Annotated in this window: 20 protein-coding genes and 1 pseudogene; 4 read left to right on the forward strand and 17 right to left on the reverse strand. The window is 70.7% G+C overall.

Translation table 11 applies throughout. From position 1 onward, the window contains the following. Positions 1 to 396: 396 nt before the first annotated feature. The 8 genes from ACIPJI_RS20050 to ACIPJI_RS20085 form a co-directional block, all read right to left on the reverse strand. Positions 397 to 1,662, reverse strand: coding sequence for an ROK family protein (locus ACIPJI_RS20050; RefSeq protein ID WP_402247725.1), 1,266 nt, complete (start codon positions 1,660 to 1,662; stop codon positions 397 to 399). Next, positions 1,572 to 3,287, reverse strand: a complete 1,716-nt coding sequence (locus ACIPJI_RS20055; RefSeq protein WP_402247726.1) for an IS200/IS605 family accessory protein TnpB-related protein — start codon at positions 3,285 to 3,287, stop codon at positions 1,572 to 1,574. The genes ACIPJI_RS20050 and ACIPJI_RS20055 overlap by 91 nt, the downstream gene beginning before the upstream one ends. Positions 3,288 to 3,630: 343 nt before the next feature. Next, complete coding sequence (locus ACIPJI_RS20060) at positions 3,631 to 4,542, reverse strand: PfkB family carbohydrate kinase (RefSeq protein ID WP_402247728.1); 912 nt, start codon at positions 4,540 to 4,542, stop codon at positions 3,631 to 3,633. Further along, on the reverse strand, positions 4,539 to 5,528 hold the full coding sequence (locus ACIPJI_RS20065) for a zinc-dependent alcohol dehydrogenase family protein (protein WP_402247730.1): 990 nt from the start codon (positions 5,526 to 5,528) through the stop codon (positions 4,539 to 4,541). The genes ACIPJI_RS20060 and ACIPJI_RS20065 overlap by 4 nt, the downstream gene beginning before the upstream one ends. Next, positions 5,525 to 6,400 (reverse strand): carbohydrate ABC transporter permease, encoded by an 876-nt coding sequence (locus tag ACIPJI_RS20070; protein WP_402247732.1) that lies wholly within the window; start codon positions 6,398 to 6,400, stop codon positions 5,525 to 5,527. The genes ACIPJI_RS20065 and ACIPJI_RS20070 overlap by 4 nt, the downstream gene beginning before the upstream one ends. Further along, entirely contained in the window at positions 6,397 to 7,389 is a 993-nt protein-coding gene (locus ACIPJI_RS20075) for a carbohydrate ABC transporter permease (RefSeq protein ID WP_402247735.1), read from the reverse strand. The genes ACIPJI_RS20070 and ACIPJI_RS20075 overlap by 4 nt, the downstream gene beginning before the upstream one ends. Beyond that, a complete protein-coding gene (locus tag ACIPJI_RS20080; protein ID WP_402247737.1) occupies positions 7,386 to 8,741 on the reverse strand; it encodes an ABC transporter substrate-binding protein in 1,356 nt (451 codons plus the stop codon). The genes ACIPJI_RS20075 and ACIPJI_RS20080 overlap by 4 nt, the downstream gene beginning before the upstream one ends. Before the next feature lie 141 nt (positions 8,742 to 8,882). Continuing rightward, a complete protein-coding gene (locus ACIPJI_RS20085; RefSeq protein ID WP_307709743.1) occupies positions 8,883 to 9,644 on the reverse strand; it encodes a DeoR/GlpR family DNA-binding transcription regulator in 762 nt (253 codons plus the stop codon). A 363-nt stretch (positions 9,645 to 10,007) separates the two neighbouring features. On the opposite strand from ACIPJI_RS20085, the gene gndA reads away from it, so the two are divergent. After that, positions 10,008 to 11,450 (forward strand): NADP-dependent phosphogluconate dehydrogenase, encoded by a 1,443-nt coding sequence (gene gndA / locus ACIPJI_RS20090; RefSeq protein ID WP_402247739.1) that lies wholly within the window; start codon positions 10,008 to 10,010, stop codon positions 11,448 to 11,450. Between the two features lie 401 nt (positions 11,451 to 11,851). Here the strand turns inward: gndA and ACIPJI_RS20095 are convergent, their stop codons facing one another. The 3 genes from ACIPJI_RS20095 to panD all read right to left on the reverse strand — a co-directional run bounded on the left by ACIPJI_RS20095 (position 11,852) and on the right by panD (position 13,957). Next, positions 11,852 to 12,478: an aspartate/glutamate racemase family protein gene (locus ACIPJI_RS20095; RefSeq protein ID WP_356622521.1), complete on the reverse strand. Its 627-nt coding sequence runs from the start codon at positions 12,476 to 12,478 to the stop codon at positions 11,852 to 11,854. A 51-nt stretch (positions 12,479 to 12,529) separates the two neighbouring features. After that, a complete protein-coding gene (locus ACIPJI_RS20100; RefSeq protein WP_356622522.1) occupies positions 12,530 to 13,360 on the reverse strand; it encodes an MBL fold metallo-hydrolase in 831 nt (276 codons plus the stop codon). 174 nt (positions 13,361 to 13,534) lie between these two features. Then, positions 13,535 to 13,957, reverse strand: coding sequence for an aspartate 1-decarboxylase (gene panD, locus ACIPJI_RS20105; protein ID WP_402247741.1), 423 nt, complete (start codon positions 13,955 to 13,957; stop codon positions 13,535 to 13,537). A 260-nt stretch (positions 13,958 to 14,217) separates the two neighbouring features. On the opposite strand from panD, the gene polX reads away from it, so the two are divergent. Further along, on the forward strand, positions 14,218 to 15,945 hold the full coding sequence (gene polX, locus ACIPJI_RS20110) for a DNA polymerase/3'-5' exonuclease PolX (RefSeq protein WP_402247743.1): 1,728 nt from the start codon (positions 14,218 to 14,220) through the stop codon (positions 15,943 to 15,945). A 76-nt stretch (positions 15,946 to 16,021) separates the two neighbouring features. Here the strand turns inward: polX and ACIPJI_RS20115 are convergent, their stop codons facing one another. The 5 genes and pseudogenes from ACIPJI_RS20115 to ACIPJI_RS20135 form a co-directional block, all read right to left on the reverse strand. Continuing rightward, positions 16,022 to 16,621: a DUF998 domain-containing protein gene (locus ACIPJI_RS20115; RefSeq protein ID WP_402247745.1), complete on the reverse strand. Its 600-nt coding sequence runs from the start codon at positions 16,619 to 16,621 to the stop codon at positions 16,022 to 16,024. Positions 16,622 to 16,771: 150 nt separating this feature from the next. Next, positions 16,772 to 18,334: a polysaccharide lyase family 1 protein gene (locus ACIPJI_RS20120; protein WP_402247747.1), complete on the reverse strand. Its 1,563-nt coding sequence runs from the start codon at positions 18,332 to 18,334 to the stop codon at positions 16,772 to 16,774. 141 nt (positions 18,335 to 18,475) lie between these two features. Continuing rightward, entirely contained in the window at positions 18,476 to 19,246 is a 771-nt protein-coding gene (locus ACIPJI_RS20125; RefSeq protein WP_402248221.1) for a pectate lyase, read from the reverse strand. Continuing rightward, positions 19,244 to 19,681 (reverse strand): annotated as a pseudogene (locus tag ACIPJI_RS20130) (RICIN domain-containing protein); the annotation flags it as partial. The gene ACIPJI_RS20125 and the pseudogene ACIPJI_RS20130, both read right to left, overlap by 3 nt. 630 nt (positions 19,682 to 20,311) lie before the next feature. Beyond that, complete coding sequence (locus tag ACIPJI_RS20135; RefSeq protein ID WP_402247749.1) at positions 20,312 to 20,590, reverse strand: hypothetical protein; 279 nt, start codon at positions 20,588 to 20,590, stop codon at positions 20,312 to 20,314. Positions 20,591 to 20,780: 190 nt separating this feature from the next. On the opposite strand from ACIPJI_RS20135, the gene ACIPJI_RS20140 reads away from it, so the two are divergent. Continuing rightward, positions 20,781 to 21,278: a DUF2975 domain-containing protein gene (locus ACIPJI_RS20140; RefSeq protein ID WP_402247751.1), complete on the forward strand. Its 498-nt coding sequence runs from the start codon at positions 20,781 to 20,783 to the stop codon at positions 21,276 to 21,278. Further along, a complete protein-coding gene (locus tag ACIPJI_RS20145) occupies positions 21,278 to 21,550 on the forward strand; it encodes a helix-turn-helix domain-containing protein (RefSeq protein ID WP_402247753.1) in 273 nt (90 codons plus the stop codon). The genes ACIPJI_RS20140 and ACIPJI_RS20145 overlap by 1 nt, the downstream gene beginning before the upstream one ends. A gap of 30 nt (positions 21,551 to 21,580) precedes the next feature. Here ACIPJI_RS20145 and lpdA read toward each other — a convergent pair whose 3' ends face one another. Next, positions 21,581 to 22,981: a dihydrolipoyl dehydrogenase gene (gene lpdA / locus ACIPJI_RS20150; RefSeq protein WP_356622528.1), complete on the reverse strand. Its 1,401-nt coding sequence runs from the start codon at positions 22,979 to 22,981 to the stop codon at positions 21,581 to 21,583. Between the last annotated feature and the right edge of the window lie 98 nt (positions 22,982 to 23,079).

A 23,079-nucleotide genomic window follows, 5' to 3' on the forward strand; every position in this document is an offset into this window, starting at 1 on the left:
GAGGAGGGGGGTGTCCGGAAGTAAAGCGTCGCAACTCGCGCGAAGCGCGGTGAGGACAGCCATTCCGGACACCCCCCTCCGGAGGCCCCGCCCCCCGCACCACCCGCAAGCCGGCGGCCCCGCCCCGCAGGGGCGACACGCACCAGGACCAGGCCCGGGCCGGGCCGCGTGTCACACCACCACGTGCCTGGCCTCGCCCGCCAAGGGCGACACGCAACCGCACCGGCCACGCGCCGCGTGGCGCACACCCCGTGCCAGGCCCCGCCCGCAGGAGCGCACCACCCCGTGCCGGACCGCCCCGCGAGGCGCACCGCCCCGTGCCGGGCCCCGTCCGCAGAAGCGACGTACGCCGAGACCGGGCCGCGCCCGCAAGGGCGCAACCCCACCGAGACGCGGCTACGTGACCCGGGCCGGGCGCGTCCCCCCGCGGTTGAGGAAGTCGGAGAGCGTCAGCGTCGCCGCGCCCACCGTGACCGCGTCCGCGCCCAGTCGGCCCAGTTCGATCGTCGTGCGGGCGGCCGCGTGTTCGAGGGCGTACTCGGCCGCGTAGCGCCGCACTAGGGGCAGGAGGTGCGGGCCGAGCTGGAGTCCGGCCCAGCCGCCGAGCAGGATGCGTTCGGGCCGGAAGAGGTTGATGAGGTCGGCGACCGCGGCGCCCAGGTACTCGGCCGTCTCGTCGAGGAGGGCCACGGCCGCAGCGTCGGCCGGCCCGTCAAGGGGGTACGCCGCGGCGAGCAGCGCGGCCAGCGCGGTCTCGTCGTCCGTGTCGGCCGTGTCGCCCGTGTCGCCCGCCGCCGGCGCCCCGCCGGCCTCCCGCCGGCGTTCGCGGAGTGCCTCCGCGCCGGCGTACGCCTCGAGGCAGCCGAGGGATCCGCACCGGCAGCGCCGCCCACGGATGTGGACCACGGTGTGGCCCCATTCGAGGGCGTCGGTGCGGGCGCTCTCGTCGGGTGTCGCGGCGTGCACGACGCACGCGCCGACTCCGGAGCCGATGAGGGCGACCGCGGCGGAGGCCGCTCCCCGGCCGCCGCCGAACCACATCTCCGCCTGCCCGAGGGTCTTCGCGCCGTTGTCGATGAACAGCGGCGCCCCGGACGGGATGTCGACGGCTTTGCGCAGCAACTGCTCGAAGGGGACGGCGTTCCAGCCGATGGTCTGCCCGTGCACGACGGCCCCGTCGGCGGAGTGCTCGACGATGCCGGGCACGCCGATGCCGATACCGAGCAGCAGACCGGGATCCGCGCCCGCGTCGCGCAGGACGTCGGCGACGGCGGTGCGTACGTGGGAGACGATGCGGTCGACGTCGTAGCCGTGCTGGGCGAGCGGCCGTTCGGTACGTGCCAGCTCGGTGAAGGAGAGGTCGAAGAGTTCGGCCCGTACGCGGGTCTCACCGATGTCGATGCCGATCAGCAGTCCGCTGCCGGGGGCGACACGCAGCAGGGTCCGTGGCCTGCCGCCGTCGGAGTCGACGATGCCGGCTTCTTCGAGGAGACCCTCTGTGACGAGTTCGGAGACGACGTTGCTGATGGAGCCCGAGCTGAGTCCGGTGGCCGGTCCGAGTTCCTGGCGGCTCAGCGGGCCGTCGAAGTACAGCCGCTGGAGGACCAGCGCGCGGTTGCCGCGCCGCAGGTCGCGCACTGTCCGTCTCTTGCCGTCCGCCATGGTGCTCCTTTCCTGGACGCAACATACCGTTCCTGATCAGTGCGTAGGAGTGAGTCTTGGACCCATTCCTGGTCACTGCGGACACCCCGAACGGTGTTGGGTGGCCTGGTCGCCCGCGTTCTCGCCGCGTCCGGCGGCACGCATCTGGTGCGTGGTCCGGGGATGCAGGGGCGGGGTCCCTCACGCCCCAGGGCGCCCGAGTCGGCCTGGACGGTCCGATGCCCGCATCCATCGCTCTGGTGGGTGCGGGGCGGTGTCGTCCGTCGCCGGATCGGGTGTCCCTGGGCGCGCCTGCCGATCGCGATGCTCGCCGCATCGTGCCGGCTGGTCTTACGGGTGGTGCTGGTGAGGGGCTTCTGCCAGTGCTGGGCGCCCCATTTGCTGGTGTAGGCGGGGTCGACGGCGATGATCGTGATGCCGGCGGCGTCGGCCATGGAGGTGAGCCGGGCACGGAGTTTGCCGGTGGGCATGCCGGAGATGAGCTGCCGGAACCATCGCCTGCGGCCGTGCTTCTCCCTGGTTTTCTCGGTCTGGAAGTCGAGGTCCTCGATCGCGATCGCCGTCACGCCGCAGGATGTGGCCCAGTGCAGGAGGCGGGTGAGGGCGTGGCGTACCTGCGCGTCCCGATGGCCGGCCGGTCCGGTGAGGGTGTAGGGGAAGCGGCGGGGTTCACCGCACGGTTTGCCGTGGGCGTCCAGGCGCCAGGCGGCGAGGTGGTCGGCGTTGGTGTCCACCCCGATCACACCGTCAGTGAGGGCGGCTTGGAGCGGGACCGTTCTCGACGGCGGGATCTGCCAGGACGCGGTGAGATACCAGCGTCCGCGTCCGGTGTCGTTGTGGATGCGGTAGGCCACGGCCCGGTTCGCCGCCACCTGGTCCGCCCACTCGGCACCCCGGTGCGAGAACCGCACCCGCCCGGCGAGGACGTACCGCCCGTGCGCAGCGTTCGCCAGAGACACCAGCGGTACCGGGAGCTTGATCGACACCTCGCCGTCGGGCGTGATGCGGATCGTCTCGTTGCCGAACCTCTTCCCCGACTCGCCGTCCGCCTGGAGGAACCAGCGCCCCGCCTCCCACCGCCGGCGCCACTCGGCTGCGGTCAGCCCCGCCTCGGCAAGATGGTGACGGGTACGGGCCAGGCGTCTGCCGCCCCGCACCACGCGCACCCGGCCCGCTTCCCGGTCGGCCCGCACCTTTCCGAGCCGGTCCTCCAGCACCCGCAGGTGGCGGGTTTTGGAGTGCCACTCCTGCCGGGAGCGGTAGCCGCCCGGGGCCCGCTTCGTGCCCTTCGCTCCGACCGGCAGCGACAGCCGGTGCCGGATCGCCGCGACACCGGCTGCGAGGTTGTGGATGTGCGCGGCCTGCCCGCGCCGGGCGAGCGCCCACTGGTCGTGCGTGGCTTTCGTGATCGACCCCGCCCACCGCGACGACGACTCAGCCGTCGGGCCCCGCTTGCGCGCCGCCCACGACTCGGCGGAGTGCCCCAACCCGGCCATGCAACGCGCTTTGAGATCACGCGAGGCCAGCGAGCCCAGGTGCGCACCCACCAGACGCAGCACCTGCTCGTCCTCGGACGAGAGGTCCCGCAGCCGGTCGCGCACGGCGACACCCGAAGGGCCGGTCACTACGAACGGCGCCGCCACCTCCCACAGCGATCACCCCCTCCGGACCACGCGCACCCGCCACCACCCCCAACGACCCACCACCCCCAAGGTCACCCATTCGACAGACGAACCCCCGTCCACCACACCGGCCGCCGCGCACAGCAGCCCACAACGACTCACCCACACACGCCAGAACTCACTCATACGAAGTCACACCACAGCAGTTCACAACCCCGACGGCAGCGCTGCTCCACGGACAGGGGCGCGCCCCCACCGGCCGGCTGTGACACCGGCCGGTGGAGGCGCGTCGTGCGGCAGCGGCATCGGCCGGTCAAGGCGCGCCCACCGACCGGCGCAGGCGCGCTCAGCGCGGCACCGGCACCGGCACCGCCGGCTCCGTGCCGGCCTGCGCGCAGACCGACGCCGCGACCTCGGAGGCGTGGCCGAGCATCGCCTCGGCCCGGTCGGCGGGGAGGTCGCGCCGCCACGCCCCGGCGGCGAGCCACGCGAGCATGGCTGCCATGAACGCGTCCCCCGCGCCGATGGTGTTCACGACGTCGACGGGTACGGCGGGGACGGCGACCACGGCGCCGGCCGCCGTGTACGCGGTGCTGCCCCGCGCGCCGCGGGTCATGACCACGAGCCTGCCGCCGTGTGCGAGTTCACGACAGCTCGCGTCGGGTTCCCGGCCGGGCCACAGCCGGGCGAGGTCCTCGTCGCTGGCCTTGACGACGTGGGCGGCCGCGCACAGTTCGCGCAGCGTGCCGAGGCCGGGGCCGTTCTCGAGGGTGCGGTCCTCGCGCACGTTGGGGTCGACGGCGAGCAGGCTGTCGCGGGCCGCGGCGCGTGCCGTCGCCGCGACGGTGGAGGCCGCCGGTTCGACGACGGCCGCGAGCCCGCCGACGTACACGGCGCCGTAGCGTGGCACGTCGGCCGTTCGGTCGGGCAGCTGGAAGGTGGCCGTACGGTCGGTGTGGAAGTGGTACGCGGTGCCCTCCGGTCCGGGGTCGGCAACGGCGAGCGTGGTCGGCAGCGGCGAGCGCCCGCACAGGGAGAGGTCGACGCCCGCACGGGTGAGCCGGTGTTCGATGCTCCGGGCGAAGGCGTCGCCGCCGAGGATCCCGGCGAAGGAGGCCGGTGTGCCGAGCCGGGCCAGGCCGACGGCGACGTTTGCGGGCGCGCCGCCGGGCTGGGCGCGCAGGAGCCCGGGGTCCCCCGGCTCGGGTACGAGGTCGATCAGCGCCTCCCCCAGGACCAGCACTCCGTCCCGGCTCACGGCTCGACCACGATCTTGCGGCCCTGGCCGGCGCTGAACCGCTCGATGGCCTGCGGGTATTCCTCGAGCGGCAGCCGGTCGCTGATGAAGACCGACGGGTCGAGGACGCCGGTGGCGAAGAGTGCCGCGGCCCGCTCGTAGCTGTGCAGGACGGCCATGGAGCCGGTGATGGTGATCTCCTGGTTGTAGATGCGGTAGGGCTCGATGACCGCGGTCGTCGCGTAGTCGGCCACCCCGAACTGGAGGAAGGTGCCGCCCTTGGCGACACGTCCGAGGCCGTCCTGGATGGCCTTGGCGTTGCCGGTGGCGTCGATGACGACGTCCCAGCCGCGGGGCCGGTCGAGTTCGTCGGCGGAGGCGGCGGTGCGGGAACAGCCGAGGAGCCCGGCGGTGGCGAGCCGGTCGGGGTTGACGTCGAGGACGTCGACGGAAGCCGCGCCGGTGCGTTTGGCCAGCTCGAGCATCATCAGGCCCATGGTGCCGGAGCCGTAGACGAGCACGTCCGCGCCGAGGGTGCCGCTGAGTACGTCGTAGCCGCGTACGGCGCAGGACAGCGGTTCGATGAGGGCGGCGTCCTTGACGTCGATGTGGCCGGGCAGTTTGACGCAGTTGGCGGCGGGGGCGACGGCGTACTGGGCGGCGCCGCCGGGGACGGTGACGCCGATGGCGGCCCAGCGGTCGCAGAGGTTGCCGCGGCCGCTGCGGCAGTAGCGGCATTCGTGGCAGTGCAGGGAGGGGTCGACGGCGACGAGGTCGCCGACGGCGAGTTCGGTGACGTCCTTGCCGGTGCCGACGACCTCGCCGGCGAATTCGTGGCCGGGCACGATCGGCAGGGTGGGCGCGAACTCGCCCTGGAGGATGTGCAGGTCGGTGCCGCACAGTCCGCAGGACGCCACGGAGACGACGACGTCGCGCGGTCCGGGGGCCGGGTCGGGGACGGTCGTGACGACGACCTTGCCGGGGGCTTCGACGATCGCTGCCCTCATTTGACGGCTCCAAGGGAGAGGCCCTGGACGAGTTTGTCCTGGGCGGCGTAGCCGGCGGCGAGCACCGGCAGGGACACGACGACGGAAGCGGCGCACAGCTGGGCGAGGAAGAGTCCCTGGCTGGTGACGAATCCGGTCAGGTACACGGGCGCGGTCTGGGCGACGACGCCGGTGAGCACCCGTGCGAACAGCAGCTCGTTCCAGCTGAAGATGAAGCAGATGAGTGCGGTGGCCGCGATGCCGGGCCCGGCGACGGGGGCGACGACCCTGGCGAGCACGGTGGGCAGCCCGGCACCGTCGACCTGGGCGGCCTCGATGATGGAGACGGGGACGTCCGAGAGGAAGGACTGCATCATCCACACCGCGATCGGCAGGTTCATCGAGGTGTAGAGGACGACGAGGAGCCAGACGTTGTCCAGCATCCCGGTGTTCTTCGCGAACAGGTAGACGGGGAGCAGGCCGGCGACGACGGGCAGCATCTTCGTGGACAGGAAGAAGAACATCACGTCCGTCCACTTGCGCACCCGGCGGATGGAGAGCGCGTACGCCGCGGGCAGGGCGAGCACCAGGACGAGGACCGTCGAGAAGACGGACGCGGACAGCGAGTTGATCAGCGGCGGCCACGGGGTGGGGCCGCCTCCGCCGCCGAAGAACTCGCGGTAGCCGTCGAGGGTGAGGGAGGCGGCGAGGGAGGGCGGGTTGGTGGCGGCGTCGGCCTCCGAGTGGAAGGAGGTGAGCAGCATCCACAGGGCGGGAGCGCAGAAACTGATTCCCGCTGCCCAGGCCAGCAGGCCGAGTGCGGCGGAGCGGTGCCGTGCTTTGCGGGCGGCGGGCGGCAGTTGGTGCCGCGGCGGGTGGGTGGCAGTGGTCATGCGCGGGTCGCCTCCTCACGGAAGAGGGACGAGACCACCCGGAGTGCGAAGGTCGCGACGATGATGGTGCCGATCACGACGACGACTCCCGCGGCGGACGCCAGTCCGTACTCGTGGGCCTGGTAGAAGGTCTGGTAGACGGTGTACGGGAGGTTGGCGGTGCCGAGGCCGCCCGAGGTGATCGTGAAGACGGCGTCGAAGTTCTGCACGATGTACACCGAGCCGAGCAGGATGCCCAGTTCGAGGTAGCGGCGCAGGTGCGGCAGGGTCAGGTAGCGGAACATCTGCCAGTTCCCCGCTCCGTCCAGCCGGGCGGCCTCCATCATCTCGGCGGGCCTGCTCTGCAGTCCGGCCAGGAGGATCAGCATCATGAACGGCGTCCACTGCCACACGAGGGCCGCCTCGACTGCGAGGAGCGGCATCTCGGAGATCCAGTCGGGCTGGGCGGGCGATTCGATGCCGAACAGCCCGGCGGCCCAGCTGAGGGCGCCGTTGAGCAACCCGTACTCGGGGTTGTAGAGCGCGTGTTTCCACAGCAGCGCGGCCGAGACGGGGACCAGTAGGAACGGGGTGATGAGCAGGGTGCGTACCAGGCCCCGGCCGAGGAAGGCACGGTCGAGGAGCAGGGCGAGCACCAGCCCGAGGACGACACTGGCGACGACGACGGTCGCGGTGAGCAGCACGGTCGTGAGGACCGATTCACGCAGGGCGGGGTCGGTGAACACGGAGGCGTAGTTCGACAGGCCGCTGAAGGCGCGTTCCTCGGGATCGAGGGAGTTCCAGTCGAAAAGGGAGATCACCAGCGTTGCCACGAAGGGCAGTTGGGTGACGGCGACGAGAAAGACCAGCGCGGGCAGCAGCGGTGCGCGGGTCGCCCAGGCCCGCATACGGCCGCTGCGGGCGGCCTTGCGAGGTACGTACGGCGACGGTTCGGTGGGGGTCACGGTGTGCGCGGGTGGGTTCGGCGGTGTGCTGAGGGATGTACTCACCGGTACTCCTTGGCGACCTTCTCGGCCAGTGACTGCGAGGCCTTGAGGGCCTGCGCGACGGACTGGCGGCCGGCTATGGCCGCGCTGATCTCCTGGGAGACCTTCGTCCCGAGGTCGGTGAACTCGGGGATGCCGACGAACTGGATGCCCGTGGTGGGGCGTGGCTGGGTGCCGGGGCTGCGCGGGTCGGCGCCGGCGATGGCGTCCTTGGTCACTTCGGCGAACGCCGCGGCCGCCTTCAGGTACTGAGGGTGGTCGTAGGTGGACGCCCGTTTCCCGGCGGGAACGTTCGCCCAGCCGCTCGTGGCGCCGACCAGGGCCTCGTACTCCTTGCCGGAGGCCCAGGAGATGAACTCCCATGCCTTGTCCGGTTTCTTGGAGGCCTTCTGCATGCCCCACGCCCAGGTGTAGAGCCAGCCGGAGCTTTCGGTCTTCTCCACCGGCGCCGGTACGTAGCCGATCCTGCCCTTCACCGGTGATCCGGAGGCCTCGAGCGATCCGGCGCCCGCCGTGGCGTCGTACCACATGGCGGTCTTGCCCTGGGTCATGTTGTTGAGGCACTCGGCGTAGCCGGACTGGGCGGCGCCGGACTGCCCGTGCTTGCGCACGAGGTCGACGTAGAACTGGGTGGCCTTCTTGAACTCGGGCGAGTCCAGCCGGGCCTGCCAGTCCTTGGTGAACCAGGTCCCGCCCATGGTGTTGACGACGGTGGTGAGCGGGGCGACGACCTCGCCCCAGCCGGGCAGTCCGCGCAGGCAGATGCCCTTCATGCCCTTCTGCGCGCCGTCGGTCTTCGCGGCGAGGCCGGCGACCTGCTGCCAGGTGGGGCGCGCCGGCATCGCCAGACCCTTCGCGGCGAAGACGTCCTTGCGGTACATGAGGAAGGAGGACTCGCCGTAGAAGGGTTCCGCGTAGAGCGTGCCGTCGTAGGTGAGCGACTGGGCGACCGGTTCCAGGATGTCGTCCTGGTCGAAGGCGGTGTCGGCGCGGGTGTACTCGTCGAGCGGGTGGAGCCAGCCGTTCTCGGCGAAGAACGGGACCTCGAAGTTGCTGATGGTCGCGATGTCGTACTGGCCGGCCTGGTTGGAGAAGTCCTGGCTGATCTTGTCCCTGACATCGTTCTCCGGCAGGACCGTGAAGTTGACCTTGATGCCGGTCTCCTTCGTGAAGTGCCGGGCGGTCAGCTTCTGCAGTTCGACCATCTGCGGGTTGTTGACCATGAGCACGTTGAGCGCGTCGCCGCCCCCGAAGGAGGTGCCGCCCGCGCCGGCGCATCCGGCGAGGAGGGCCATGGCCGCCGCGCCCGCGCCCGCACGCACACGGAGCCCATGTCGTCGTCGTTGGTGGGGCATCTGTTCTCCTGATCCCTGGTAGCGGCTCTGGTTCCGTCGTGCCGTGGCATGCCGGACCTGCCCGTGGCCCGGTGCGGCGGCGACGGAAGCGGATGTGGAGATGGACCCGCGTCCCGGTGCGGATCCCGGTGGAAAGACGGGTCAGACGCGGATGACCTGCGGCCCCATCAGCGAGTAGCGCTGCGCCTCGGCGGACGGGAGTCCGGCGTCGGTGACGACGGCCTCGAAATCACCGACCTCGGCGAAGCGGCAGAAGCTGACGGCGCCGAACTTGGTGTGCACGCCGGTGAAGATCCGGCGGCGTGCGCTGCGCATGGCCTGCGCCTTGACCTCGCTCACGGCCGGGTCGGGGGTGGTCAGGCCGTATTCGCGCGAGATGCCGTTCGCGCCGACGTACGCCAGGTCGATGACGAAGCCGGCGAGCATCCTGGTGGCCCAGTGGTCGACCGTGGCCAGGGTCCCGCCGCGTACCCGCCCGCCGAGGAGCAGCACCGCGGTCTGCTCGGCCTCCGCGAGGACGGTCGCCACGGCGAGGGACGCGGTGACCACCGTCAACGGCCGGTCGCGGGGCAGCGCCTCGGCGACGAGCTGCGGGGTGTAGCCCTCGTCGACGAAGACGGTCTCGGCATCGCCGAGCAGATCGGCCGCGGCGGCCGCGATCCGCGACTTCTGCGGCACATGGCGGGTGGTGCGGGTCGCGAGCGTCGTCTCGAAGCCGGCGCTCTCGACGGGATAGGCCCCGCCGTGGGTGCGCCGCACGAGTCCGTGCTCCTCCAGGGTGTGGAGGTCGCGGCGGATGGTCTCCTTGGCCACCCGGAACCGGTCGGCCAGCCGGTTGACGTCGACCGACCCGTCACGCCGGGCCGTGTCGAGAATTCCCCGTCGGCGTTCCTCGGTGTCCACGGCACACATCCCTGCTCATGCGGTGCTGATGCTCTGCTGCTTGTACGGGCGCGGCGTCCGTCCGGGCCCGTGTGTCGTTTGTACAAGCAATCGAGGCCGCTCGACCAGCGTCTCCACGGCGCACCCTGTGCCCGTTCGTGCCCGTTTGCCGAAACGCGTCATACCTGGTCAGGCGCGCATGGCGGTCCGGAGCGGAGCCGGGCGCCGCCCGCTTGGGGCGCCGCGGTGCCCGAACGGCGCCCGCGGGCCGACAATGACCGCGTGCGGATGCCTCCGCACGGCTCGAGGATCGATGAATGGCCTGCCCTGTCCCTGCGTATGCGTAGGGGCGGCATATTCCTACGGACTTCCAGGAGCACACGCATGAGTGGAACAGCTCAGATCGGCGTCACTGGTCTCGCGGTGATGGGCCGCAATCTGGCCCGCAACTTCGCCCGCAACGGCTTCACGGTGGCCGTGCACAACCGTACGGCCGCCAGGACGCGCGCACTGGTGGAGGAGTTCGGGGGCGAGGGGACGTTCGTCGCCGCCGAGTCGCCGGAGGAGTTCGTCGCCGCACTGGAGAGGCCGCGTCGTCTGGTCATCATGGTCAAGGCCGGTGACGCCACGGACGCGGTGATCGAGGAGTTCGCACCGCTGCTGGAGGAGGGGGACGTCATCATCGACGGCGGCAATGCCCACTTCGCCGACACCAGGCGCCGCGAGAAGGAGTTGCGGGAGCGCGGCATCCACTTCGTGGGCGTGGGGATCTCCGGCGGCGAGGAGGGCGCCCTGCACGGTCCGAGCATCATGCCGGGCGGTTCGGCCGAGTCGTACGCCTCGCTCGGCCCGCTGCTGGAGAGGATCGCGGCGAAGGCCCCCGACGGCTCCCCGTGCGTCACGCACGTCGGGCCGGACGGCGCCGGGCATTTCGTGAAGATGGTGCACAACGGCATCGAGTACGCCGACATGCAGCTCATCGCGGAGGCGTACCACCTGCTGCGTACGGTCGCGGGCTACTCCCCCGCGCAGATCGCGCAGACCTTCCGCACCTGGAACACCGGGCGGCTGGACTCGTATCTGATCGAGATCACCGCGGAGGTGCTGGCCCACACGGACGCGGCCACGGACAAGCCGTTCGTGGACATCGTCATGGACCAGGCGGAGCAGAAGGGCACCGGCCGCTGGACGGTGCAGATCGCGCTCGACCTGGGCGTGCCCGTCTCCGGTATCGCCGAGGCCGTCTTCGCGCGTTCGCTGTCGGGTCACGCGGAGCTGCGGGAGGTGTCGCGCTCGCTGCCCGGCCCTCAGCCGCGGCCCCTCGACGCCGAGGAGGCGGGCCGTTTCGCCGACCGGGTCGAGCAGGCGCTGTACGCGTCCAAGATCGTGTCGTACACGCAGGGCTTCCACCAGGTGCAGGCCGGGAGCGAGGCCTACGGCTGGGACGTCGACGCCGGCTCCGTCGCCGCGATCTGGCGTGCCGGCTGCATCATCAGGGCCGCGTTCCTCGACCGTATCCGCGGGGCGTACGACGAGCATCGTGACCTGCCGAGCCTGCTCGCCGACAAGCAGTTCGCCGAGGAGATCGGCGCGGCCCAGGACGACTGGCGGGACGTCGTGGCGACAGCCGCCCGGCAGGGCGTGCCGACGCCGGGCTTCGCCGCCGCGCTGGCCTACTACGACGCGCTGCGCGCGGAGCGGCTGCCCGCCGCGCTCACCCAGGGCCAGCGGGACTTCTTCGGCGCGCACACCTACCGGCGGACCGACCGGGAGGGGTCGTTCCACACCCTCTGGGGCGGCGACCGCTCGGAGGTGGCGGCCGACTGACAAACGCCTGGGGCCGCCCTCCCGGTCGGGGAGGGCGGCTCCGGGCGGTTCTGTCAGACACCGGCCGGTCCCGGCTCCGGTTCCGGGCCCGGAACCGGTTGCGGGCCGGGCCCCGGCGGCTGCGGGATCGGATCCGGCGGGGGCACCGGCGGCGGGCTCGGGGTGGGCACAGGACCCGGCATCGGACCCGGGTCCGGCGGCGGCCCGGGGTCGGGCGTGGGCACCGGGGGTGCGGGGGCGGGGTTCGGATGCGTCATGCCGGCCTCCCGGGGGACGTCATGGATCTCTTCCGTTCCGCGGGACGGATCCGGGGCGGATCTTTGTGAGGGTCGTTTCGTTCCGCGGTCCCGTACCGCGTTCCCGTTCCGGCGCGATCCAGTCACGCTGCGGGGTCCCCCGGGTCAGGCGCCGGCCGCGGCGGCTGCCGCGCGAAAGCCCGTCCCGGGGCTGGCGAGCACGGGAACCTGAGTGCTGGTGCGGCCGGCGGCGTCCGCCATCGAGGCCTGGGCGAGCACGATGACGTCCGCGCCGCGCACCTCGTCGAGGGCCCCGGCCACGGCGTCCAGGTAGCCGTCGTGGTCCCCCGCCTCGAACCGTTCCCATGCGCCTTCGACGAGCCGCGTGCTCAGGTCGATGTCACGCCCGGCGGCTTCTTCCCTGATGAGGGCGGCGGTCGGTTCCAGTGTGCTGCGCACCGCCGCGACCACGACGATCCGCCGGTGCCGGGCCGCGGCGGCGGCCATCGGCCGGTCCACCCGGAGCACCGGGACGCCGAGGCGGGGGGCGCAGGCTTCCGCGACCTGGCCGATCGTCGAGCAGGTGCACAGAACCGCGGTGGCGCCTTCGGCGACCGCCCCCGCGAGGACCTCGTCCACCGCGGCGGCGACGGCCTGGGGGCCTTCGGCCATCGCTCGGGTCAGCAGTTCGTCGTGGACGAGGTGCCGTAGCTCAAGGGACGGGTGGTCGCCGTCCCTCAGCGCGTCGAAGACGGGTATGTGGACGGGGGACGTGTGCAGTAGCGCCAGCATGATCGCGATGCTAGCGCCGTCACACGCCGCCGCTGACCGCGGCGGGCGGCCTCAGCCGGGCACGACCGGGGCCGACGGGGTCCCCTCCGGCTCGAACGAGGCCAGCATCTGCTCGAGCGCGGCCTGGTCCGGCCCGACGAACGGGTCGGCGCCCGGGGCCCGGGAGATGGTGTCGATCATCCGCGGTGCGATGCCGACGGCCGGCGGCAGATGTGTGCTGAGGACCGCCTCCGGCGCCATCTCGCGCAGCGGCTGGACGCTGGCCAGGTACTTGGCGGTGTCGACGTTGTGGATCCACGGACTGTCCACGGTGGCCCAGAGCAGCTGACCGTCGCGCAGCTCGTCGTCCGTGGCGTCGCCGGCATGGTCGGAGGTCGCCAGCTCCGCAGTGGGCATCGGGGCGCCGAAGCAGTCCGAGCTGAAGCAGGTGCGCGACGTGTCGTCGTAGAACCCGGTGGTGGCCGGGTTGTCGAACAGCGGCGGCCGGAACGCCCTGAGCGTACGGTCGCCGACGTCGAGGCTCTGGCCGGGGTTGAGCAGATGGACGCGGTCCAACGGGAGCGGGCGCTCCGTCGACATGATGCCGACGCCGATGTAGGTCGTGACGAGACGCGCGCGCGGTGCGGCGTCCAGCAGCGCGAACAGCCCTCCGGTGTGATCACGGTCGGGATGCGTCAGCCAGATCCACCGGACGTCCTCGGGATCGACGACCGAGGCGAGCGTGGTGAGGAAGTCGCGGTCCGGCAGCCCGACGCCGGTGTCGACGACGACGGGCTCCGCCGCGTGGAGCACGAAGGCGTTGACGGCGAGGTAGCCGATGCCGGGGACTTCGAGGCAGTCGTTGATGACGCTGATGTCCTGACCGACCTTGTGAACAGTCATGGCGTCTCCGGAACCCCCCTTGTGACAGGGTCGGCGCCGCGGTCCCGCGCTGCGAAGCCGCAGGCGATGCCGCGATCACCGCACGCCCCACGCCGCACGCGTGCCCACCGCCGGGCCGGAACACCTCTGCTCCCAGTCTCCTCCCCGGCGGCGGAGTTCGCCCGCGTGCGCGGCTCAGAGCGCGGAAGCCGCCTGGGGGCTGCGCGAGGTGTCGCTGCCGGGCACCGGCTCGGAGGCGTCGGAGCCGAGCGCCACGATCCGGTTGTCCGCGTCGACGTGCACGACGCTGGGCACCAGGGCGCGGGCCTCCGCGTCCTCGACCTGGGCGTAGCTGATCAGGATCACCAGGTCTCCGGGGTGCACCAGATGCGCGGCCGCCCCGTTGATCCCGATCACACCGGAGCCGCGCTGCCCCTCGATGACGTAGGTCTCCAAGCGCGCGCCGTTGGTGATGTCGACGATGTGGACCAGCTCACCGGGCAGCAGGTCGGCGGCGTCCATCAGGTCGCGGTCGACGGTCACGGACCCGACGTAGTGCAGGTCGGCCTGGGTGACGGTGGCCCGGTGGATCTTGGACTTGAACATGGTACGCAGCATCGAGGTACTCCCGAATGTAGGCTCCCTGCCTGCGTTTTTGCAGGTCAAGGGCATTTTTGACGTACCGTCAGGCCAGCGGGGAGGTCCGGCCGGCCCGTCCACTCCCTCGCCGCGACAGCCCTGCCAGCCTACGCAACGACCCCGGGATGCTCTCCGTGATCACCGTCACTGCGACGGCCCTCCGCCCTGCTTCCTCACGCCAGGCCCTCGCCCGGGCTCCCGGCGCGCCTGCCGGGGGCGAGCGGGGGCACCCTGGAGACATGGTCCGAGCCAACGACCAGGTCGAGGCGCTGCTCCAGGAGTACGCCGACCTCATCGCGATCCGGGGCGGGGAGGCGTTCAAGGCCCGCGCCTACGAGAAGGCCGCCCGCGCCGTCGGGGGCCACCCGGAGGACGTCTCGAAGCTCGACGCCAAGGGGCTGCGCGAGATCCCGAACGTCGGCAGGTCCGTCGCCGACAAGATCATGGAGTACCTGCGGACCGGCCGAATGTCCGTCGTCGAGGAGGCCCGGGCGTCCGTGCCGGCCGGGGTGCGCGAGCTGATCACGATTCCGGGACTCGGGCCCCGCAAGGCCCTGATCCTGTACGAGGAGCTCGAAGTCGCCTCCGTCGACCAGCTGCTCGACGCCATTCACAAGGAACGGCTGCGCGATCTGAAGGGCTTCGGAGAGCGGACGGAGAGCAACCTCCTGCACGGCATCTCGGTGCTCCAGAAGGCCGGTGAGGGCCGGATCCTCGTCAGCGCCGCCATGGACGTCGCCGAACAGCTCGTCGCCGAGCTGTCGGACATCCGCGGCTGCGTCCGGTGCTCGTACGCGGGGTCCCTGCGCCGTATGAAGGAGACCATCGGGGACGTCGACATCCTGGTGGCGGCGCACCGGTCCGCCCCGTTCATGGACGCCCTCACGGCCCTTCCCCACACGGCCGAGGTCATCGCACACGGGAAGAAGAAGACCTCCGTGCGCACCACCACAGGGCTTCAGGTGGATCTACGGGTCCTTCCCCCGGCCTCCTGGGGCGCGGGGCTGCAGTACTTCACCGGCTCCAAGGCCCACAACATCCGCACGCGCGCCATCGCCGTGCGTCGAGGCCTCAAGCTGTCCGAGTACGGGCTCTTCGACGCCGAGAGCGGCGAAAGCATCACCTCCGAGACGGAGGAGGAGATCTACGCCAGGCTCGGACTGCCCTGGATACCGCCGACGCTGCGCGAGGACCGCGGTGAGATCGCCGCCGGACTGCACGGCGAGCTCCCGGACCTCCTGACGGAGAAGGACATCCGCGGTGATCTGCACACGCACACCGACTTCACCGACGGACTGGCCCCGCTGGAAGACATGGTCGCCGCCGCTGCCGCCCGCGGTTACGCGTACTACGCCGTCACCGACCACGCCCCCGACCTGTACATGCAGCGCATGACCAAGGAGAAGATCCTCGCCCAGCGTGAGCGGGTCCGCGCACTCGACGGCACGCACCACACGATGCGGCTGCTGCACGGCACCGAACTCAACATCGGTCCGGACGGCACCCTGGACTGGCCGGACGACTTCCTCGCGGAGTTCGACATCTGTGTGGCCTCGGTCCACTCGCACTTCAACCAGAGCAGACAGGAACTCACCCGCCGTCTCGTCCGCGCCTGCGAGAACCCGCACGTCGCCGTCATAGGCCATCCCACGACCCGCCGGATCGGCAAACGCCCGGGCATCGACGCCGACTTCGACGCCGTCTTCACCGCCTGCGCACGGACGGACACCGCTCTCGAGATCAATGCGCATCCCGAGCGCCTCGACCTGTGCGACGAGGACATCCTGCGCGCGAAGCGGTACGGCGTGAAGTTCGCCGTGAACTCCGACGCACACGCCATCACACATCTGCCGTACATGCGCTACGGGGTGGCGACGGCGCAGCGTGGCTGGCTGACGAAGGAAGACGTGATCAACACGTGGCCGCTGACCAAGCTGCGCCGGTTCCTGGGCAAGAAGGGCGCCTGACGGGCCGCGGACGCCGGACGGGGGTGCGGTCCCCGGGCTCGCCCGTTCCCGGCCACATCCGGACTGTCGGCCGCGGTCACTTCGAAGAGCCGCTGTTGTCGGGATGCAGAAGGCAGGAGGCGACGACCACGAAGGGCCATAGGGACTGAATGCACGTCACCAGGCGTTCAGCGACCCCAGCGACGCCGTGACGCTGTATCTCGATCAGGAACCAGCCCGCACCGACGCCCATCACAGCGGTCACCACAAGGGACGGCAGGGGCCGTAGCCCCCATGGCGCGGCTCCGCCGCGATCGGCGGCCAACACCGGCCACACCGCGAGGAGAGCGAAGCCCACCGCGGCGACCGACCCGTGTCGCAGGGATCCCCCACTGCTCGGCGCGGGGATCAGGACCACAGCGAACGCCGCCACTCCGCCGCCGGCCAGCGCCACACGTCCGGCGAGCGCGGCCGGGCGCAACCCCAAGGCGGTGCACACGTGGCAGAGGCCAAGGGCGAGGAACGCTCCGGTCATCACCCAGAATCCCTCGGCCCCGTAGGCCCCCAGAACGCTGATCGTCTGCGTAGTGGGATCGTAGGCAGGGCCCTGCAGCAGCGCGGCGACCGTCCAGCCTCCGACCAGGACGACAGGGGCACACCCCGACGAGATCAGGGCCCACCTGGGAACAACTCGCATCGGCCCACCGTAAAGCGCTCGATCATTCCTCCGCCGCGAACACGCAGGCGGGGGGCAGAACGATCGGGCCTGCGCCGGCCGCGGTTTCGCGTCGACGCGGCAGCCCGGCGGGTCCGGGAAGCCGGACCCGCCGGACGGCAGCGCGCCCCGTCAGCCGGCGTAGGTCTCGAACTCCGCGACCCGAGGCGTTCCCGTCGAGCCGGTGATCTCGAAGGTGATCTTCTGCAGTGACGTCCGGGGGAACGTGATCACGCCCGCACCGCTGCCGGAGGCCAGCACGGCGCCGGTGTCGTGATTGACGACCCTCCAGGATCCGATGCTGCCCGCTGCGCCCGACGCCTCCCGGATGTTGATCTGCGACACCGTGGTGGCGGAGCCCCACTTGACCGAGACGGAACCGGTCGGGCCGGCCGGCGACCAGTAGGTGCTCAGGTCACCGTCCCGCACGTTGCCGTAGCTCGTCCCGTCGGCCTTGCCGGTGCCGTCGGAGCCGGCCCCGATGCTGAGGTTGGTCCCGCTCGGCCGGGTCGGGGTGGGCGCGGGCGTGGTGGGGTCCGGCGCGGGGGTCGTCGGGGTCGGGGCGGGGGTCGTCGGTGCCGGCGTCTGCGGCGAACAGTTGCCGTCCGACACCCGCAGCCCCATGTTCGCGCCCGCCGTCCGGCTCACGACGCCCGGCACGCAGTCGGCTCCGTCGAGGCTGTAGGAGTACGGGATGCTGACGGTCGTGTTGGACTTCGGGTCCGGACCGGCGGGGTTGTTGTCGCTGCCCGGGCTGGACCAGGTCACGTTGTCGAAGATGTTGCCGCTGACCTGCCAGTAGCCGGCCGCGTCGGTGTAGAAGGTGCCGAGGACGTCCTTGGAGTCCTCGAAGTAGTTGTTGTCCACCTTGGCGCGGGCGCCGGCACGGGAGTTGATGCCGGACTCGTTGAGGCTCTTGTAGTGGTTGTTGTACATGTGGCCGATGCCGCCACGCAGGAGGGGCGCACGGGAGTCGATGTTCTCGTACAGGTTGTGGTGGTACGTGACGAAGCCGTTCGACAGGTCACTCTCGCTGGAGCCGACGAGGCCGCCCCGGCCGGAGTTGCGCAGAATGCTGTAGGACAGGGTCACGTACTGGGTGTTGTCCTTCATGTCGAAGAGGCCGTCGTAGCCCTCCGACTCACCGCCCGACGCCTCCAGCGTGGTGTGGTCGACCCAGACGTTGCGGACGCCGCTCTCCATGCCGATGGCGTCGCCGCCGTTGGACGTGGGCGAGCCCGACTTCTTGACGTTCCGGACGGTCACGTTCTGGATGATGATGTTGCGGGCCTCGCGGATGTGGATGCCCACCTGGTCGAAGACGGCTCCCCCGCCGACGCCGACGATCGTGACATTGCTGATCTGCTTGAGTTCGATCACACCGTCGGCGGTGTTGCAACTGGCCCCCGAGACCTTGCTGGTGTTGCCGTGGTTGATGGTCCCCTCGACCTGGATGGTGATCGGGGTGCTGCTGCTGGCCCGGTTGCACAGGGCCGCGTGGATCGCGGTTCCCGTGGTGGCCCGCACCGTCTGGCCGCCCGCTCCGCCGGTGGTCCCGCCGTTCTGGGTGGCGTAGCCGGTGGCGCCGCCGGTCGCTGCCGACGCCTCGGGCGTCGACAGAGCCACACCGGCCGCAGCCGCGAGGGCACCGGTGGCCAGCGCCGCGGAGAGTCGTAGTGCGACTGGATGTTTCATTCTCGCCTCGCTTTGCGTCTTCGAATGGGGGGTGTTCTGCTGCGTGCCGGCTTGTTCCGGTGGCCGCCCGACGTCTTTGGACCTTCAGGGTTTTCGGGGCACCGCGGCGCGGCGCGGGGTCACCGCGGCCCGCGGCGCGTGTCAGTCGACGTAGCGGATGTCGGACGAGGCGTAGAGGCAGTTCGTGCCGTCCGCTCCCGTGCCGATCTTGGCGGGCTCGCCGCTCGTCGTGCCCCTGTACTTCGTGCAGATGTCGATGTCGCGGCCGGAGTCCCGGTGGATCGTGATGCCCGAGAACCGCGCCGTGTCTCCGTAGTTGGTGTTGATGCCGACCAGGGTGTCGCCCGGAGCCGTGACCTTGGTGTTGAGGATCTGGATGTGCCTGGCGTACTGCGTGGAGCAGTTGCCGCAGGAGCGGACCAGCTTCCCGAAGTCCTCGACCTGGAAGTTCTTGATGATCAAGGCGCCGGCGCCGTTGTGCTGGAAGACCTTGTCCGCCGCCTTCCGCGCACCGCCGCCTTCGACGGTGCGGACCGTCGAGGAGGAGCTGCCGCGGAAGGTCGCGGCATCCTCGCCGACGTCCTCCCACCAGACGTTCTTGAGCGTGCAGGTGCCGTCGCAGTGCACGCCGTCCGCGGCGGGGGCACCGAGAATGACGTTCTGCAGGGTGGCGCCGTCGGCCAGCCGGAGCATCGGGGGCTGGCTCTCGCTCTGGCCGTCGCTGCCCAGGTCACCACTGCCGTACAGGCGCTTCATGCCACCGTCGTAGGTGCCCGTGACCGAGATGGTGGAGGTCACCGCCTGGCTGCCGTTGGCCGTCGGCCACGACCCCGGCGGATCGGTGGGCGGGTCCGTGGGCGGGTCGGTCGGGTCCGTCGGCGGGTCCGTGGGGACCGTGCCCGACGTGGTCAAGGTCCACTTCTTGCTGGTCACCGAGTCGCACGAGTTCTGCTGGACCAGGGCGCCGGCGGTCTTCGAACTGTCCTTGACGTTCAGGCACTTGCCGCCGTTGCTGTTGACGACCTGATAGCTGTCGCCACTGACCTGCGTCAGTTTCCAGACCTGGGTCGCCGTACCGCCGCAGCTCTGCTGCTCCACCGGCTTGCCCGCGCTGATGGAAGCGTCCCGTACACCGGCGCACTTGGAGCTGTGGGCGGCGGTCAGGGTCCAACCGCTGCCGGAGGCCGCGAGCTTCCAGGTCTGATCGGCCGCGCCGTTGCAGGTGTTCTGGACGAGCTGGACGCCGGCGGAGGTGTTCGCGCCGGGCACCGCCAGGCACAGTCCACTGTTGGCGTTCTTCAGGCTGTACGAGCCAGCCGTCGCCGCGGCCGACGCGGAGCCGGTCATCCACAGCGCGGTGACGCCGCCGCCGATCAGGGCGGTGACGGCTGCGACAGCGGCGGCGGCACGACCGCGCCTTCTTCGATGGTGGTTCCGTGTGCTCACTCGGCGTTCCTTTCACCGCCTGCGGTGTCGGCCGCAGGTACCAGTCGGTGGGTGGTGGGGTGGCAGTGGCAGAGACCATCACGGACTCAGAAGCTTGTTGTTCTACATACTGAACATCGTTCCTGTATGAGAACTGCGGAGGAAAGTACGCTACAGCTGACGGTCGGTCAATACGTCAACCAGCTCAGTCCACTTCCGGGCAGAATCGCTGATGGTGCGACCCAGAGTGGCGGCACGGTGTGAGCATGTCAATGATTTGCACAAGCGCTTTCTATGTATCGGTTTCGGGCCGCCGTTCCGCATACTGAACGCCCAGGCCGCCGAGCAGGCATGCGGAAACGCTCCCGGCCGGGCCTGTGCGGCCCGGCCGGGAGCGTTTCGGCGCCATCCCCGTCGTACGGATGCCGCGCCCTGCTGTCGGACGGCTGACGTCCCCGCCCGTGGCAGAGGGCACCTCGCTGGGGGAGGCGGGCCCCGCGGAGTTGGCGACAGCCGCCGACAAGCTCGTGGCCGACGGCACACCGGCGACGATCAGCCCCTCACTGGGCGCCGGTCACAAGACGAAGGCTCGGGAAGCCGAACGCCGAGCGCGGTCCCGGCGGCGGCCCAGTCGCCACGGGCGTCGACGGGTGCGGCCGGCGGCGTCACGAGCCGGGTCAGGCTGCCGTACGCGGTCATGGCAGGTCCCGCCCCCACATGGACCATGTGTTCCGAACACTGCGGGCAGATCCGCCGCCGGTCGCTGCCGTAGCGCTGCTTGTGCGAAGCGCGGCAGGGCAGGCAGGCGTACGAGGTCTTCGAATGAGCCATGCGGGCACATGAGACGTCTGCGCTGGTCGGATCGACAGCCTTTCCGGGGTCGGCGGACATGACCGGCGGCCGGGCTCGACCGGGCGACGGGATCTGTCGGGGGCCGCAACCCTCCGGGACACACTGAGCAGCTTGTCGAGCCTATCGATTTTCGATAGATTTCCATCGCAGTTCGATTGAAGGGGAAGCGATGGGAAAGTTGACAGTGCTGGCGCTCCGCGCCGTGATCGTGGCGCTGCTCGCCGGTTCGGTGTTCGTGCAGGCGGTGATGGTGCCCCTGCTGGCCATCGACATGAAGGAGCTCGACGCGGACGTCGCACACCTGCGCACCCCGGTTCTTGTGATCATGGTCCTCGGGATCGTGACGGTCGAGGTCGTGCTGGTCTGCGTGTGGCGGCTCGTGACGATGGTGCGGCGCGGAACGCTGTTCTCCTACGCCGCCTTCCGGTACGTGGACATCGTGATCGGCGCGGTGGTGGCGGCCGCCCTGCTGGTGTTCACGTTCGGGGCCGTCCTGGCGCCGGGCGAAGCCGTCGCCCCCGGGATCGTCCTGCTGGTGGGAGGGGCCGGCCTGGCGGTCCTGGGGGTCGCGCTCGTCGTGCTCGTGATGCGGATGCTGCTCGCCCAGGCCGTGGCGCGCGACGTCGAGGCGGCCCGGATGAAGGCCGAGCTGGACGAGGTGATCTGATGCCGATCACCGTCGACATCGACGTGATGCTCGCCAAGCGCAAGATGTCCGTGGGCGAGCTCGCGGAACGCGTCGGGATCACCCCCGCCAACCTGGCCGTACTCAAGAACGGCCGCGCCAAGGCGGTGCGCTTCGCGACGCTCGCCGCGCTCTGCGAGGCACTCGACTGCCAGCCGGGAGACCTGCTGCGCTGGGAGGCCGACGCGGCCACGGCCGGCGGCGCGGAACGGGCGGCTGAGGCGGAACGGACCGCGGACGCGACGGGCGGCTGACGGGGAACGGACCGCGGACGCGACGGGCGGCTACATGTTGATCATGTGGCCTGCGAGCCCGTGGACCGCTTCCTTGACGGCCTCGCCGAGTGTGGGGTGCGCGTGCACGTTGCGGGCGACCTCGTGCACCGTGAGGTCCCACTGCTGGGCCAGGGTCAGTTCCGGCAGCAGTTCGGTGACCTCCGGGCCGATGAGGTGGGCGCCCAGCAGTTCCCCGTGCCGGCCGTCGCTGAGGATCTTCACGAAGCCGGAGGGATCGCCGAGTCCGTGGGCCTTGCCGTTGGCGGTGAAGGGGAACTTCTGCACCTGTACGTCGAAGCCGCGCTCACGCGCCTGGGCCTCGGTCCAGCCGAAGCTGGCGATCTGCGGCTGACAGTAGGTGGCGCGCGGGATCATGATGTAGTCGAGTTCCATCGTCTCCGCGTCCGCGATGGTCTCGGCGGCGACCATGCCCATGGCCTCGGCCGCGTGCGCGAGCATGAGCCGTGCCGTGACATCGCCGATCGCGAAGATGTGCGGGACGTTCGTGCGGCATCGCCCGTCGACCTCGACCGCCCCGCGGTCGGTCAGGCGTACGCCGGTGCTCTCCAAACCGTAACCGGTCACCCGCGGCTGGAAGCCGATGGCCTGGAGCACCTTGTCGGCCTCGAGGACCTGACGCTGCCCGCCCGTCGTGACATGCACCCGCACCTGCGGACCCTCGTCGTGGATCGCCTCGACCCTCGTGGACGTCAACACGTTGACGCCCAGCTTGCGGTAGCGGCGGGCCAGTTCCGCGGAGACCTCCTCGTCCTCCAGCGGAACGACCCGGTCCATGAACTCCACGAGCGTGACCTGCACGCCGTAGTTGTGCAGCACGTACGCGAACTCGACGCCGATGGCGCCCGCGCCGGCGATGATGATGCTTCCCGGCAGCCGGTCGCTGAGAATCTGCTCCTCGTACGTCACCACCCGCTCGCTCAGGCTCGTGCCCGGGAGCAGCCTGGTCGTCGCGCCGGTGGCGAGGATGCAGTGATCGAAATCGACGGTCTGCTCCGTGCCGTCGGAGCCCCGGACCCGCATGGTGTGAGCGTCGGTGAAGACGCCCGTACCGTCGAACTCGGTGATGCCGTTCTTCTTCATCAGGTAGTGCACGCCTCTGACACGTCCGTCGGCCACCTTCCGGCTGCGCTGGAACGCCTCCCGGTAGTCGAAAGTGACCTGGCCGTCGACGCGGATCCCGAAGGTCTTCGCCTCATGGGTGAACAGATGGGCCAACTCGGCATTGCGCAGCAGCGCCTTCGAGGGAATGCACCCCACGTTGAGGCACACACCGCCCCAGTACCGCTCCTCCACCACCGCGACCGACATTCCGAGTTGGGCGCAGCGGACCGCCGCCGTGTAGCCGCCAGGACCTGCCCCGAGAACCACGACATCGAAGTGTGCACTCATACCAGCACAATAGAGGCGTCGGCCACGCGAGCCGCGCATCGCCGTGCGGCATGTGGCGGCGCCCCGCCCAGGCCCGCTGCCCCGCTGCCCCGCTGCCA

This window comes from Streptomyces sp. NPDC086835, from assembly GCF_044745705.1.
Lineage (GTDB): Bacteria > Actinomycetota > Actinomycetes > Streptomycetales > Streptomycetaceae > Streptomyces.

Coding starts and splice junctions, on each gene's coding strand:
- ACIPJI_RS20050 (WP_402247725.1), bottom strand. CDS start 1,662: ATGGCGGACGGCAAGAGACGGACAGTGCGCGACCTGCGGCGCGGCAAC.
- ACIPJI_RS20065 (WP_402247730.1), bottom strand. CDS start 5,528: ATGAGGGCAGCGATCGTCGAAGCCCCCGGCAAGGTCGTCGTCACGACC.
- ACIPJI_RS20070 (WP_402247732.1), bottom strand. CDS start 6,400: ATGACCACTGCCACCCACCCGCCGCGGCACCAACTGCCGCCCGCCGCC.
- ACIPJI_RS20080 (WP_402247737.1), bottom strand. CDS start 8,741: ATGCCCCACCAACGACGACGACATGGGCTCCGTGTGCGTGCGGGCGCG.
- gndA (WP_402247739.1), top strand. CDS start 10,008: ATGAGTGGAACAGCTCAGATCGGCGTCACTGGTCTCGCGGTGATGGGC.
- ACIPJI_RS20095 (WP_356622521.1), bottom strand. CDS start 12,478: ATGCTGGCGCTACTGCACACGTCCCCCGTCCACATACCCGTCTTCGAC.
- ACIPJI_RS20100 (WP_356622522.1), bottom strand. CDS start 13,360: ATGACTGTTCACAAGGTCGGTCAGGACATCAGCGTCATCAACGACTGC.
- panD (WP_402247741.1), bottom strand. CDS start 13,957: ATGCTGCGTACCATGTTCAAGTCCAAGATCCACCGGGCCACCGTCACC.
- polX (WP_402247743.1), top strand. CDS start 14,218: ATGGTCCGAGCCAACGACCAGGTCGAGGCGCTGCTCCAGGAGTACGCC.
- ACIPJI_RS20115 (WP_402247745.1), bottom strand. CDS start 16,621: ATGCGAGTTGTTCCCAGGTGGGCCCTGATCTCGTCGGGGTGTGCCCCT.
- ACIPJI_RS20120 (WP_402247747.1), bottom strand. CDS start 18,334: ATGAAACATCCAGTCGCACTACGACTCTCCGCGGCGCTGGCCACCGGT.
- ACIPJI_RS20135 (WP_402247749.1), bottom strand. CDS start 20,590: ATGGCTCATTCGAAGACCTCGTACGCCTGCCTGCCCTGCCGCGCTTCG.
- ACIPJI_RS20140 (WP_402247751.1), top strand. CDS start 20,781: ATGGGAAAGTTGACAGTGCTGGCGCTCCGCGCCGTGATCGTGGCGCTG.
- ACIPJI_RS20145 (WP_402247753.1), top strand. CDS start 21,278: ATGCCGATCACCGTCGACATCGACGTGATGCTCGCCAAGCGCAAGATG.
- lpdA (WP_356622528.1), bottom strand. CDS start 22,981: ATGAGTGCACACTTCGATGTCGTGGTTCTCGGGGCAGGTCCTGGCGGC.